This window comes from Microbulbifer variabilis (assembly GCF_056232115.1).
The window spans coordinates 3,413,371-3,427,803 of sequence record NZ_CP174325.1 but is presented as its reverse complement, the minus strand read 5'-3'; the positions used below and the strand labels follow the sequence as shown (position 1 = coordinate 3,427,803).

Annotated in this window: 9 protein-coding genes; 1 reads left to right on the top strand and 8 read right to left on the bottom strand. The window is 46.5% G+C overall.

Features of this window, described 5'->3' with window-relative positions:
- Nucleotides 1-1,064: 1,064 nt before the first annotated feature.
- A complete protein-coding gene (locus ACJJI7_RS15315; RefSeq protein ID WP_020414959.1) occupies nt 1,065-3,347 on the bottom strand; it encodes a TonB-dependent receptor in 2,283 nt (760 codons plus the stop codon).
- A 400-nt stretch (nt 3,348-3,747) separates the two neighbouring features.
- Between ACJJI7_RS15315 and ACJJI7_RS15310 the strand changes: the two genes are divergently transcribed.
- Nucleotides 3,748-4,104 (top strand): hypothetical protein, encoded by a 357-nt coding sequence (locus tag ACJJI7_RS15310; protein WP_083922811.1) that lies wholly within the window; start codon nt 3,748-3,750, stop codon nt 4,102-4,104.
- A gap of 280 nt (nt 4,105-4,384) precedes the next feature.
- On the opposite strand, the gene ACJJI7_RS15305 is transcribed toward ACJJI7_RS15310, so the two are convergent.
- From ACJJI7_RS15305 to ACJJI7_RS15275, 7 genes are all read right to left on the bottom strand, one after another.
- A complete protein-coding gene (locus ACJJI7_RS15305; protein WP_444901795.1) occupies nt 4,385-5,134 on the bottom strand; it encodes a M12 family metallo-peptidase in 750 nt (249 codons plus the stop codon).
- Nucleotides 5,135-5,359: 225 nt separating this feature from the next.
- Nucleotides 5,360-6,037: a protease inhibitor BamI-like protein gene (locus ACJJI7_RS15300; RefSeq protein ID WP_444901796.1), complete on the bottom strand. Its 678-nt coding sequence runs from the start codon at nt 6,035-6,037 to the stop codon at nt 5,360-5,362.
- 1,265 nt (nt 6,038-7,302) lie between these two features.
- Nucleotides 7,303-8,124 carry a reprolysin-like metallopeptidase gene (locus ACJJI7_RS15295; protein WP_444901797.1) on the bottom strand — a complete coding sequence of 274 codons (822 nt, stop codon included), beginning with the start codon at nt 8,122-8,124 and terminating at the stop codon, nt 7,303-7,305.
- Between the two features lie 246 nt (nt 8,125-8,370).
- Nucleotides 8,371-8,985, bottom strand: a complete 615-nt coding sequence (locus ACJJI7_RS15290; RefSeq protein WP_444901798.1) for a protease inhibitor BamI-like protein — start codon at nt 8,983-8,985, stop codon at nt 8,371-8,373.
- Between the two features lie 390 nt (nt 8,986-9,375).
- Complete coding sequence (gene cobN / locus ACJJI7_RS15285) at nt 9,376-13,308, bottom strand: cobaltochelatase subunit CobN (RefSeq protein WP_475717082.1); 3,933 nt, start codon at nt 13,306-13,308, stop codon at nt 9,376-9,378.
- A 20-nt stretch (nt 13,309-13,328) separates the two neighbouring features.
- Nucleotides 13,329-13,676 carry a DUF2149 domain-containing protein gene (locus tag ACJJI7_RS15280; protein ID WP_020414951.1) on the bottom strand — a complete coding sequence of 116 codons (348 nt, stop codon included), beginning with the start codon at nt 13,674-13,676 and terminating at the stop codon, nt 13,329-13,331.
- Nucleotides 13,676-14,206 (bottom strand): MotA/TolQ/ExbB proton channel family protein, encoded by a 531-nt coding sequence (locus ACJJI7_RS15275; protein WP_020414950.1) that lies wholly within the window; start codon nt 14,204-14,206, stop codon nt 13,676-13,678. Before ACJJI7_RS15275 ends, ACJJI7_RS15280 begins: the two co-directional genes overlap by 1 nt.
- Nucleotides 14,207-14,433 lie beyond the last annotated feature (227 nt).

Below are 14,433 nucleotides of genomic sequence, written 5' to 3'. Positions count from 1 at the left end.
TTTATATAAATTATTAGCTTATCAAATATAAGCCTTACCACAGTATAAATTATAATTATCCCATATAGAAAATCCACCAATCTTTAAATTCATTGTTTCACTACTAAAAACAGTATCAGCATTTTAAAATAAAATTCCAACAAAATATATTTCTATTTCAAGTCTTGAAGGCAATCTTTGAAAGTGCTTATACCAATTAAAAACCTACGCAAAATATCCCCTGCAAGGCGTAAAATTTGAACACTAACTTCAGCGCTTCGCCATTAATTTTATACGCAGCTTCAGACCCTTTATTTCTCCTAGCAGCTATAAAATTCTTTAAAAGAAAAAACATTACAATTAATAGTAATCCAATAGAGAATAGACCCAAAGAAATATGAAGGGCTCTTTCGACAGAGAAAAATCCGGGCAGCCTGTTTGCCAGAGGGTCCAGTGATATCCCAGCTTCGATGCCAGGTTAACGTCACCACTACTAAGTACTATGAATATCTCTCCATTATCAGGGTTGATTCTCACCGCACTATGAATTGCAGGCGCATTGATATCATCGTGCTCATAAATATAACTCCCATTCTCGGTGGGAACGTACAATTTTATTTTTATTGTTTTAGCACCATGGGTGAATAACATTTAAATAGCTATCTGAAGGATAGCAACCAGCATAACAACAACCTAGTGAGGGTTCTGCTAATTGATCTGACTTGTGCATTTAAGAAGAACCCCCTCTAAGAGGCACAATTCAAGCTTTTCACCCCAGAAAAACCTCATATTTCATCACAAAAATGGACTCTATTTTTGATGATTCAATTACAGTAAATAACAAACACAGATAGTATAAGATTCCTGTCTATCTATTTCATATCCCAAAAGGGCGTGAAACTTATATTACTTTTATACAGGCGGGAAACCAATTTAGGCAAAGGCATCCAAAAAAGAGCGTGATGGCACTAGTTGTTACTTATCAGGAAGGTAAGTCGAAAGGGTGCCCGATGGGGAGATACAAAAAAGCCGCACGCTGGAGTTCGTGCGGCAAAGCTTAAAATACCTTTGGGAGAGGTATGGGATTAAAAATCGTAGGCCACGCTTAGCTTGATATTACGCGGCAAAATATAGCGAACATTGGAAGCAAGGGGATCACGGGGATCACCTTCAGTAATGCCATCCTCATCAGTCAAATTATCCACCGCCAGTTGTACGGTAATATCATTGAGATAGGCTACGGCCCCCAAGTCTACTTTCGTATAACCGGGTAGAGTTACTGAGTTTTCGCTATCGTTGAAGCGGTCACCTACCCGACTGATTCCTCCAAAAACAGCCATATCAATGTTGTTAATGGTAAAATCATAGTTCTGGCTCAGGCGAACCTGGTATTCGGGCTGGCGCATCACCTGATTACCTTTAAAGTCCCCACTGGTGATCTCCGGCTTTTGCAGGGTTGCATTCAGGCCTAATGTAAAATCACCCCAATGGGCTTTACCATCCAACTCAAGGCCTAGGGCTTCTGTTTCCAGGCGGGTACAAGTGGTACTACCAATAATGCAGTCTGGCATACCCTGGGTTTCATTGTAGAAGAGCGTGGCAAACAGCGAGTAGTCCTGGTCCTGCAATTTGTAGCCCAGCTCGTATTGGTCGATGTCGATGATTAGATCGGAACCGGCAAGGAAGCTCTCACCAAACTCGCGATAGTTATCAAAGTCCGCGAATTTAAAGCCGGAATTAATTCGGAAGAAAGTTCCCATATTTTCCGCAAAGGCCCAATCCACTGCAGCGGTGTAGGCGAATCCATCTTCATCCGCCTTGTAAGTGGTAAAGACCCCATTGCGCTCTCCATCGTCAACGGAGTAATTGGTCTCACGGTTGGCGGAACGAACCCCTAAGTCGAAAGTAAAATCACCCAGGTAGAATTCACTGGCGAGATAAAAGGCGTTTTCGCGGGCATCACCCACAGCTTCAAGGTCGTAGCTCCAGCAGAGGATGGGATCCAGTTCCTCATCATCACAGGAGATATCTTCCGCAATTTGCTCGCCATCGTGACCAAGTACATAGTAATCCTGATTTCCAAGGGACCACCACTCGTCTACTTCCCAGCTAGAGGTGTAATAGCCCGCTGTAACCTTGAAGCTGTCCCATTCTTTGGACAGGCTGATATCGTTGGTAGTTGCCTCGATATCCTTCCGCACTACCCAGGCGCCAAACTGTTGTAACAGGGTATCGTCGCTGACTTCTGCCCCAGACACTGTAGTAGCTGAAGTTACAGCTGTACCATCGGTGTATCGCAGATCACCGATTGAGACCGGACCTCCATTGGGCACAAAGCCCAGGGTGTCGGCATTGCCACTGGTAAGTCCAAATCTTTCAGTAAGACTCCATCCATTACCCAGGTCCAGCTCAAGGTAGGCACCGGCTACGCTGCCATCCCAGCCACGCCCTTCACCCATATCGAAGGTTTCCCAGCTTGTTTCTGAGCCACCATTCCCGTCGGCCTGGGAAACAGGTACTGAAACCTTGCGATTGCTGGGACCAACTTGAGTGTAATCAGTTGCCAAAAAAGAGGCATTTGGCAGGTACCAGGTGCCGGTATCTTTGGTATCGCGTATATAGAAACCGGCTTTGCCATTATCCATTTCCTTGGTGAGGTGCAAGGTAAACTGGTGGCCTTCCTCGGCATCAAAGCCAGCATCGCGAATGCCGGGAGAAGAGCTCACATAGCCGCCCATCATGAAGTACACATCTTCACTGAGCTTCCCCGTCAGGAGGGCATCCGCCCTCTGAAGATCATAATCAGAGGTGGTGTATTTAAAGCGGCCCTCGGTCTCTTCAGTACCCTCTTTCAGAATAAAGTTGGTAGTAAGACCTGGCTGGCCATTGGAATATACCGGATTGGGTCCACCGCGCAGGCCTTCTACACGCTGGATGGTCTCATCCACACGGAACAAGGAGGAGTTTTCCATGAAAGAGAGTGTCGGAGCCGGATATAACGGCAAACCATTCATAGAAACCGTAACAAACGGTGCATCGCTGCCACCAGGAAAGCCTCGAACATCAATGTTCGCACCAGACACACCACCAGAACTTTCAACCCAAAGGCCTGGGATGGACTTCAGCAAATCCGCAGTACTTGATGGGGAGGCTTTACCTATTTCGTCGTCACTCAGAGTGGTGATTGAGAAGCTGGCATCCAGCTTGCGCATACCGGTACCACCTGGGGTACCCGTAGTAATCACCTCTTCCATCACTAGATTTTCATCACTGCTTGGAGAAACAGCTTCTTGGGCGATCGCGATACTACAGAAGCCAAGTGATACTGCCGCCAGGGAGACTGCTCGCGCCAGAGGTTTCTTATTCATCAACACTTCCCTCTCATCGTCATTCTTATCTGATTTATTGGTGTTGGTGGCCGGCACAATAATGCAATCGATTGCAAAACCCGGCCAAACCTGTCCTGTGAGACGACACCGCGATGATGACTATAATCCGCCAATGCAATCGATTGCAAGCTGCATTTGAGGTCAAATCTATAGAGATAGTCACACCGCTTCCTAGAGGGCTCACGTAATTGGCCAGAATGCCCAGGCAGCGCCGAGTTTAGAAAAGTAAATCAGCAACTATCCCTTTGAAAGAGATCGCCGGCATTCCTACAGTTCTTATTAAGCACCTAATGAATGGACGTGACCCGGTGGTATCCGGCTGTCTATTTAGTGAGTAGATGCTAAGAGCCCTGAGCACCATCTCATACGAGGATCTGTTATGGCCAACAACCACTGCCAGCAGGCACACAACCATTCCCACAAACACGGCCCCCACTGCGGCCATGCCGCCATCCAGCATGGCGACCACGTATGTTATGTACATGACGGGCATCTGCATCACCCTCATCAGGGTCACTACGATGAACATGTACTGGAAATAAGCAAGAGAAACCCAGATGCCTGTAATCCAGTTAAGACCGCCACTCACGCAACCCACGTGCATGGGGAGGACTGTGGGCACGAACGTATCCCCCATGGCGACCACTTTGATTACCTCGTGGAAGGGAGATTACACCATGTCCACGGGGATCACTGCGATGATCACGGGCCAGTAGATGTTGTGCACGACAAATAAGTCAGGGGATTTTTATTGTTAGTACCATCTTGATTTCTGTTGGGATAGGATTTTTAGTACTGTTTGTATTTGCGTTAATTAATATTATTTTTATTGGAGCCAATGAAGAAATAGTATCGTGCTACCCAATCAGTATTTCATTTTTAAATAACTTTTTTTACAGCAGAAAACCAGGAGAAGATCTCCTGGTTTTCTTTTAGCCTGTGAGACTAAATGCATATAGACACCTGAGTGTTAACAGGCGCTTACATGAAATGATCCAGCGAGATAAATTAACCGATTAGTAATAACCAGCAATATCGTCTACGATCGGGCCAATTGCACGGTATGCGTTTGAGATATCAACACCATTTCTTCTTTCACCACAAGGTAAACCATCACAGGCTACCCAATCCGGATCTGAGAAAATATCAAACTGGGTTGTAGTACCGAATACATGCGGATAAGCCATAATCGTAGTAAACCTATTTTGTACACCGTGGCCATAGCCATAGGAGTACACACCAGGAGTACCTTGCTGAGCAGTAGAGTGACTCAAGCCCATATTGTGACCAAGCTCATGGACAAAAGTATTGTAGCCACAGTCTACGGCAGTAATGCTATAAGCTTCATCACGGGTAGAAGCATACATTGTGCCATTGCTACCTTGACCAACCCAGGCGATACCACAAGTGGTATAACGACCATCAGTTTCGGCCATACCCAGCAAAATTATCATATCCGCATTTTTTGAGGCACGCCAGTTCTGGTAGCTGCTACTCGCGGTGATAGTATCAATGTCACTTTCTGTAGGGCGTCGATCTGTAGAAGTTCTCGCTGTGCCTACCAAGTTTAACTGGATATCAACAAGGTTATTTTTAAAAGAGTTATTGGCATAAGCAATATACTGATCAATTTTTGCAGAAATATCGCCAGTATAAGCTGCCGCTTGATCTGTATATACGATACCAACATCTACAGTTTCAGCATTCACATAGGCGGAAACTGAAGCAACTGCAACAGCAGCAGCTAAACTTTTTTTGAGACTCATTATAGTCTTCCTTTTTATATTATTAATGCACGTGCTTTTTTTGGCAGTTAGAGAAATATATTAACAGCCCAAAAAACGTGCTTTTGCACCCTAACCCAAAAAGAAATTATCCTTTTTTTCCTAACCTACCGAGAAAATAAACTCTTGGTAATTATGGGCTACATCTAGACATATCCCTTGTCGACCTAAAGATTCGAAACTATATGTCCCTCACCTTTAGATTCTTTACAGCTCATCCTCTACTAAAAGATCTCCGCCTTCCAACTTTTTTCCTCGAGAGGATGGCTTTCTACGTAGGTCACCTTTTTCTACATGACCTTGTATTAACGCACCATTAGGCGCAATCCATGCAAAACCATCTTGCGCCTCCATAGTGTAAGAGCCCGACGGCAGGTTCAGCTGAGCATAAACCACATCCTTTCCTAGCGTTATTGTGGCCCCAAACAGACCTGCATGCCCCGGAAAGTTTAATTCCAAACTTTTGTTTCCGCTTGCATGCTGTTGGATATTGCCCACCTGTGCATCGTAGTCACCCTCCACACCGGGAAGATCCATATCGACATACTCACCTATCTCTAAACTCCTCAACATATCCACGTTAAGCTCAAGATAGGTTTCACCCTTAAGATCTTTTGGCAGGCGACCATTCTCATGAAGAACCTGCTTGGCCAATTCTGACTCTTCCCAAAGAATACTTTCAACTTCTTCTAGAGGCTCATCCATTGCAGGCGCCTCACCTTCAACAACTTCATCTAAGGAGTCCTCTACAGGAGCTCTATCAATAGATATCTTAGGCTCTGAAACTTTTGCGACCTGTCTTTCAGTATTAGACTGCCCTTTAGGCCAAAAATAATATCCAGCTCCCAGCAAGACCACCAAAATAAGAAATATCAACTTTTTCACGGCTCACACCCCAAAATTCACTTATTAAAATAAAACTTCTGAAACCCCACCTTCCAGAAGTAATAAATTCCCGTAATTTTCAGCCAGGAAATTTCACTACCCAACATCCAACGCACCCGACCAGATTCAGACGACGAATGGTATCAAGACCTCAAAAATTTTTTTGAAAATAATTCACAGATAAGAAAAAAATAAAAATGATCAAAGTAAAATCATAAAAACCAAGCTTAAAAAACTGCAAACCGCATCGCAACCAGCAAACATGGGCTCATAAAAATAATGAGAAGTTCATCCACTTAGCAACCTTAAATGGTTATATATTTATAACCAAAAAAAGAGCGAATTAATTACACCAAAAGACAGAAAAGGTACTTGCAAAATAAACCAGGCAAAAAAATAGAACAAAAAAAGGAGGGCAAAGCCCTCCTTGGAATAATAGAATTAACAGTCAGTACTTTCTTAACAAATCAAGAGAGTAAAATTAGATCAACAACAGCCGCCTACATCATCAATAATTGACTTCAATGTTCTGTAAGAGTCAGTTCGATTTTTTCGCTACACGGCAACCCTTTGAAGATTTTATCCGGGTTTAAAAATGCATCCAGTTGTTCAGCGCTTCCGTATATTGTGGATACACCACAATGGTGGAGAAGCTGTTATTTACACCGCAGCTTAGCCTCCAGCTGTAAACATAACCAATTGCATCACTTGGATAACAAGAATAAGTCAGCCCCATGTTGTAGCCCAACTCATAAATAAACGCAAGATAGGTAGCCCCACAATCAATTCAGGTCAAACTATAGACCAGGCACTTAGCGCTGGATCCGCAACACCGCGACCACTCATTCCGCCCCAGGTAATTCACCACCCACGTTCAAGGCACCTAACGTTCAACGCACCCGAACAGCTTCAGACGAAGAATGGTATCAAGACCTCAAAATATTTTTTTGAAAACACTTCACAGATAAGAAAAATAAGCAAAATTGGAGCCGGCCACAAAACCTTAAAAAAAACTGCAAACTTTATCGCAACCAACAAATATCGCCCTTAAAAATATTGAGAAGTTCATCCACTTAACGACTTTAAATGGTTATAAAGTTATAACCAAAAAAGAAAGCCAATCAATTGCGCCAAAAGATAAAAAACACCTGTAAAACAAGCCACGCAAAAAGCAAGAGAACAAAAAAAGGGAGGGCAAAGCCCTCCCCAAAACAATGGAGTTAACGGTCAATAACTTCTTAACAGATCAAGAAAGTAAAAGTAGATTAATAATAGCCAGCTACATCATCAATAATCGGCTCCAATGCTCTGTGAGCATCAGCTCGATTTCTCTCGCCACACGGTAACCCGTTGCAGAGTTTGTCTGGATCAGAAAATGTATCCAGTCTTTCAGCGCTTCCAAATGCTGACGGATACGCCATAATAGTGGAGAAGCTGTTATTTACACCGTAGCCAAGCCCCCAGCGGTAAACATAACCACTGGTATCACCCTGTTGGCGAGAATGAGTCAGTCCCATGTTGTGACCCAACTCATGAATAAATGTAAGATCAGTACCCCCACAATCAACTGCGGTCAAACTATAGGCCAAGCGCTTGGCACTAGGGTCCATAACACCGCGACTACCTATTCCGCCCCAGGCTACCCCACAACGAGTACCAAGAAAATTCCCATCTTCCCAAACTGGTTCTCCCTTACCTAACAGAGCAACCATATCGGCCTCAAAAAGTTGACGCTGCACCCCAACTGGGCCGGGAGCAACTTGCGCAATTTCATCGTAGGTCGGCGTACTATCCTGGGCAAAGTACTCAGCTAAGCCAGAAAATTCATTGAGGTTGTCCCCATTAATGAGGAGATCTTCTTTGGAATATTCTCTAGAGTCTACCAATTCCAGCTGAATATCCAGACCATTATTTTCGTAGATACGGTTAGAGGTACTGATCAGATTATCGACCATTACGGAAATATCCCCGGTATACTGAGCCGCAGGATCGGTATACCAAACCGCAATTTTTATCGTCTCCGCACTTGCCGCCCCAGAGATGGTGAGAGCCGTTATTGCGGCAGCCAAACTATTTCTTAGCTTCATAGCAGTTCCTTTTATTATTAAATTATTTACCCCAATCTTTGCAATCCAACCAATGAAACCGGTTACATCTTCAGTTAAACTGATCGAATCACAAAATTTACTTGCCCTAACTGGAAAACAGATTACTCCCTGCTCTCTTCTCCACCTGTAAAAGCAATTGCTTCTGGCAGTAACAGGTACCTCAAACAGCACTCCCTTTGCTGTTAGCCAGGTCAGAAAACTCCTGCCCCAACATTAGATAAATTCTCACTTTAATTTTACCTCTTCCTCCAAGTGACTCCTGGTTAGATCTTTTTTCGAGGCCACCCAGGCATAATTTCCCTGCGCCTCTAGGGAGTATGAGCCTGAAGGCAATGTTAAATTGCCATAAACCGAGTTTTTGCCAATTGTGAAATTTACAAAATACACGCTGCCATAACCGGGCAAGTTCATTTGCACACTTTTATTACCACTGGCATGCTCCTGGACTTTATCCACCTGGGCATCGAAGCTTCCCTTCACTCCGGGCATTTCTATATCGACATAGTCTCCAATAGATAACTTCTTTAGAGCTTCTACATCGATCTCAAGATATGTCTCTCCATTTAAATCGATCGGCAAGCGTCCTGACTCATGTAAAACCTGCCTTGCGACATCCGATTCTGCCCACATCAAGGCACTATCAGGGTTCGCCTCTTGCTCATTGACGGAAGGCATTTCTACCACTTCTTCAATGGATTTAGTTTCAGTTGGAACAATTTTCTTGGAGGGAGGTGAGACTGGTTTTTCAGTAATCGATTGTGGGCTATCTGTTTGACTCTTTGCCCAGAAGAAATACCCTCCCGCACAAAGGAGAGCAATCAGTGGAATTATTTTTCTCATTAGCTTCTCACTGCAAAATATTTATGTTAGTTCAGAGAAAATCCCAATAGTGCTGATTACTTAATGAGCTACACCAAAATCGAGACTTAACCTTTCTTAACATGGACCACTATGCTGAGACGCTTAATGCTAATTTCCACGCAATTAATTTTTCAGAAATATTTCACAAAAATGTCATCCCCGTATAGATAGCCTGTGAGCGTTCTCTGACTTTACCTGCTGGATAGGAAAAAATATCGACAGGTTCCTGAAAAATGACAACAACATTGGCTCAAAAATTTTTTTACCGAAAAAGAAAAAAGCCAGCAACGCTGGTAAGAATTGCTGGCCTTAACTGATCAAAAAGTGACTTTAGGATTGGCTTTTATTGCCTAGGCTAATGCCCAATGCCTAGGCATGGGTCACTCGCTGCCCTCCCCCCTCAAAAAAGCGCTCAAAAAATACGCTAATAAATCCGGTGATAACAATTGCCAACAGTAATAACCACAAGAAGTCCTGGGGCTTATCCTGAGCTGCGGGCTCTTTTACTTCTTCTAGTTTCTGCCCACTAACTTGCTGAGACGCGGGAGCGCTGTTAGCGACATTATCTACCGTCTGGCCACTTACAAGCGTGGCAAGACCAAATCCAAGGGCCTGCTGATTCACAAAATCAGTAAATTTTTCATTGTCTGTTGCTACGTCGTGCTGGTTGGCGAGTTCGGTGTAAGTCTCAACCATTTTCCTTAGCGTTTCTGCATCGGCAGGCCAGTAACCCTTTCGCACAGCTTCCAGCATGCGCTCCAGCATTTGCGCCAAGGCTTCCGCATTGTGCTCCTCAAAGAACTCACGCATATCCATTTGGTATTTATCATCCACGTAGACTTCAAACATCTCCTGCCATTGGTCGTCGCGAATGGTTTCCGGGGTCATCACCTCCCAGCCCCACATGTTGTTCACACGATCCAGAATTGCCGTTGCGCCGGCATAGCCGGATTCCTGCATCGCCTCAATCCAGCGGGGATGGAAGTAACGGCTGCGCATTTCCTGATTGACAAACTCTCCCAGGGTCTGGGTTTTAATGTTGTCCTTACGGCGCAGATTGGATACGTACATCTCTGGCGTCTTACCGTCGAGATTGCGCACCGCTAGCCCCATACCACCAAAGTACTGGAAAGGATCGTCATTGGTCATCATCGCGTAGAGGTTGGTGGAACGTGAGAAAATGACCCCATCAGTACCGGAAAGCACCTTGCCATAAAGTGCAACATTACGCTGGTCCTCGCTCCAACGGGACTCATCCTTGCCATAGGCAAACCCCATGCGGCGCATATACAGATCGGCCAGCTTGTCGTCTGTCTCCCAGCTGTCGGAAGCCAGGCTGGCACCATTCAGGCCGGTACCGTAATTGCCACTTTCATTGGAGAAAATACGCACGGAGGAAAGATAGCGGGCATCCTCCTCGGAGCTGCCCTCTTCCTTTAGCTGTTGCAGTAAGGCCTGACTGTGGCGATAAACAAAGTTGTTCTCCTCCTTCATCTGCGCCACTTTATCGATGGCTTCCGCCAGCCACAGCATCACATTAGGGAAAGCATCGCGGTAAAGGCCCGTAGCAGAGATCACCACATCGATACGAGGGCGCTTTAACTCTGAATAGGGAATCACCTCAGTTCCAGTAACATTGCCCTGCTGATTCCATTTGGGCTTGAGACCCAGCGCATGCAGTATTTGCGCTTCCAACGCACCTTGGTGGCGCATCGTCTCCAGGGACCAAAGGGAGAATGCCAGCTTATCCGGGAAACGGCCGTGTCTTTCCCGATAGTCGGCAATGGTTTGTTCCATCAGTTGAACGCCGGCCTCATAAGCCTCCCTGGACGGCACTTTGGCAGGGTTGAATCCAATCAGGTTGCGACCGGTAGGCACTGCCTGCGGGTTGCGAATAGGGTCACCCCCATAGCTCACCGGAATGTACTCACCGTCGAGCGCCAGCATCAGGTTTTGTAGCTCAGCAATACCGGCAAAGTTATCGGCATACTCCCGGCCCTGCTGCAGGTAATTTTGCAGTTCTTCAGAAAGTTCTGGCAACTTGCGGCCAGCCAGGTAGGCATTTAACAGCTGATAACCCGGCTGTGCTTCCAAGGCGACTACATTGCGTTCATCCAGCACCTGATCCTGCGGCAAACTCAGGCCCTGGTCGCTCTCATATTGGCCGGCGGCGGAGATAAAGTTTTCACCCAGCATTTGCAGCATGGTGCTGGTGAGATGCCCTGACTTGGGCAGCTGACCAAAACGATGGATACCCAGTGGCTGGCTCATTTCAGCCAGTTGGGCCAAGTGGTCCTGAAGACGACTGAGCTGGCCACCGAAATCAGCCCGCAGGGTTTCAGCGCTGATTTCCAGATCCTTGAGCATATTCAGCTTGTCCGCCAGGGCGATAATGCGCTCCTGGGTATTCTGCCGGGTTTGCCCTTCTTCCAGAATCAGGTAATTACCAATCAACTCAGAGAGTTCGGCCACTTCGGCATAAAGACCCGCTTTAGCGAAGCCCGGTGTCAGGTGGCTGATCATAGTCGCACGTCCGCGACGCTTGGCCTGCATAGCCTCGCCTACATTATCAATAATGTAGGGATAAAATACCGGGATATTTCCCAGAGCCAAATTTGGGGCGTCGAACACAGAGAGCCCGCGCTCCTTACCGGTTAACCATTCCTGGGAACCATGTGTCCCCAAGTGAATATAGGCATCGGCCCCGAAAGTTTTACGCGCGTAGAGATAAACCGCCAGGTAGGCATGGTTTACCGGGGTTTTCATATCGTGATACAGGGATGCATGGTCTTTTGCATTATCCGCGCGCACCCCCTGCGGCAGGACAATCAGGTTACCCAATGTCATACGTGGGATCACAAACGCCCGCTCACCATTATGGTCTGCCAACATGGCATTATCTTCCGGCTTACCCCATCGCTCCACAATGGGGTCACGCACAGAGGCCGGCAAGCTATCAAACCAATCGACGTAGGTGGAAAGTGGCATCCAGTCAGCCAAACCTTTATCAATCAGCGCAGTGCTGTCTTCACGACGATAATAGGGGCGTAGCAATTGGCCGGCCCAGTCGATCAGGATCTTGGAGTCCTGCTGCTCTATTTGATAGCCACGCTCCGCCATAGATTTGGCGATAGACTCGATGGAGGAAGGTACATCGAGGAAGGCCGCGCCAATATTCTTCTCACCGGGAGGGTAGTTCCAGATAAAGGTAGCCACCTTTTTCTGGCTATTTTTTTTATAGCCAAGAGAAGCATGGCTCCACGCGCGTTCCACCAGCGCATTGAGCTGATCTGCCATCACAACCTTATTGCCATCTTCGCTTGCCGCAACAATTACCGGGTCGATACTGCCGGTATCTTCAGGCATTACCAGGAAGAATGGGGTTAATGAAGGGGAAACCCCACTATTATCAGCAAGGTAATCCGTTTCACTACCCTCGGTATAGTTCAGAGCGTGAATAACTGGAACGCCCAGCTTTTCGAACTCTGCGCGACGTTTACTCACATAATGGAGAGAGCGGTAATTGATCATCAGATCAATACGTGTTTGCCCTGCTTCGTCCTGTAATAAATCAGGGTAGGAAAGCGGCAGGTCCTCACCTTCAAAGAAAAAGGCAAAAGCCTTAGCACCTTTTTCTTCCAGGCCAGCCAAAATTGCATCTACAACCTGCTGCTGCTCGTAATCCACTACTGAGCGATGGATAGCCAGGCCTATAACCGGCTGCTCTCCTGATACCTGCAGCCACTTAAAGAAATCCCCTTCGCTGTCAGTCACCAGGTTTGGCAGGCGCGGATGATAAAAACCCACCTTGGGCACAATAATAGGATCGGCTACAGGCAGCTCGGTAAGGCCAAAGACTCCCGCGGAGAGGAACTGCATCAAATGCCGGTAGTTCTGACGCCCAGCATTATTGAAATACGCAGCGATGGATTGGTGCTGTTCAGAGGTCAGCCCCTGGTTCATGGAGGCGTTATCGGCATCCCCCAGGGAAACCACTGGCACTTTGGGGTACTGGGTTAGCAGAGGTTGGTATTTTCCAAACATAAATTGGGAGAGTGCCGGATTGATACCATCCAGCATCACCAAATTGGAGGAACCCCAAGCCTGCGCTATTTGCTCTTCGCTCTTACCTTTGCTATTAAAAATCTCCAGGGTAAACGGCTGATCTGCAGCCAAATCAGATAACAGCTCCCCTTTGGCTTTCGCTGTATGACTGGACATCATCAACAAAACTTTGGGCTTATCGCTGGCCTGCACCATCATCGCAGTGAAGGCTATTACGATGAAGCATACCAATTGCATGCACACCTTCTTCAACATGACTATTTACCCCCTACAGCCTTGTCTTTTGCGGACTCTTCTTTTCCTTCCGGCACATAAACCAGGCTGCCGTCTGCCATCTGGTAAGCAACACCCGCGCGAGTGCCCTCTCCCGATCCAATTTCGCCGGTGGATTTGTACTGCTTGATTTCTTCCCCATCTTTTACAATGACTTCCATATTGGGCTCACCGGCATTCTTGATCACCGTGACCTTTTCGTTGGAAAAAACGTTTAACGGGTTTTGTGCAATAGCGATGAGCAGTGCGGCAATAATCACCAGAAAGACATCAATCAAGTTAACCGCACTCAGAATCGGGTTAAGTTCTTCATCTTCATCCAGGAAGCGCATCAGGCGGCCTCCTTCAATTTGCGAATGTTAATCAGCTCAGCGGCAAACCAACGCTTCTTTACCGAGGCCGGCCAGAAGGTCAGAGTGGAAATCGCGAGACCCCAGATCACAGCAGCAAAAGCGATAATCAGGTTTTCACTGATACCCTGGATATTGCCATCGGCCAAGGCACGCAGCGCCGGCCCCATAGGGATCATGGTGGCAATCAAGCCCAGCATGGGCGCGATACGAGTGACCATGCGTAGCATTTCCAATTTTTTAAGTGCAAAAACTTCCAGCTCGTCATCACATGCCAAAGGATGTCGCACGTAATAATTGTGCACCTGGTAGCCTGGAAGGCCCTCTTTCCGACCTTGCTTCAGAGCCAAACTGTAAGCGACAGCATTGCGCCGGCGCAGCATCCATAGAGAGATGAAGCGTCCCGTTGCGTAAAGCGAGTAGATAAAAAGGACCAGAATCGCCAGCAATACCGGGGCCATAAATAAATCAGCCACATCGGCCATCAGGTTCTCAATTATCGAAATGTTCATTGCAAGCCTCCTCAGCCCAGCACTTTCGCTCTGTATCAATGGCCGCGGAAACTAGCGGAACTACCTGTCAACGTCAAATTTAATCTAATTGATAGTGATTCGCATTTGGCTTTACATTATAAAAATCATCCCTATAATCCTCCCCCAATTGGCTCCATTGGTGAGTACCCACACCTTCACAGCCGACCAACCAGAGCAGAAGTACAGAAATTACCTCAAGGACAACA

What these genes read in the sequence shown, in the direction of transcription:
- ACJJI7_RS15305 (WP_444901795.1), bottom strand. Translation starts at nt 5,134, where the DNA reads ATGAGTCTCAAAAAAAGTTTAGCTGCTGCTGTTGCAGTTGCTTCAGTT.
- ACJJI7_RS15295 (WP_444901797.1), bottom strand. Translation starts at nt 8,124, where the DNA reads ATGAAGCTAAGAAATAGTTTGGCTGCCGCAATAACGGCTCTCACCATC.
- ACJJI7_RS15280 (WP_020414951.1), bottom strand. Translation starts at nt 13,676, where the DNA reads ATGCGCTTCCTGGATGAAGATGAAGAACTTAACCCGATTCTGAGTGCG.
- ACJJI7_RS15290 (WP_444901798.1), bottom strand. Translation starts at nt 8,985, where the DNA reads ATGAGAAAAATAATTCCACTGATTGCTCTCCTTTGTGCGGGAGGGTAT.
- ACJJI7_RS15310 (WP_083922811.1), top strand. Translation starts at nt 3,748, where the DNA reads ATGGCCAACAACCACTGCCAGCAGGCACACAACCATTCCCACAAACAC.
- ACJJI7_RS15315 (WP_020414959.1), bottom strand. Translation starts at nt 3,347, where the DNA reads ATGAATAAGAAACCTCTGGCGCGAGCAGTCTCCCTGGCGGCAGTATCA.
- cobN (WP_475717082.1), bottom strand. Translation starts at nt 13,308, where the DNA reads ATGCAATTGGTATGCTTCATCGTAATAGCCTTCACTGCGATGATGGTG.
- ACJJI7_RS15275 (WP_020414950.1), bottom strand. Translation starts at nt 14,206, where the DNA reads ATGAACATTTCGATAATTGAGAACCTGATGGCCGATGTGGCTGATTTA.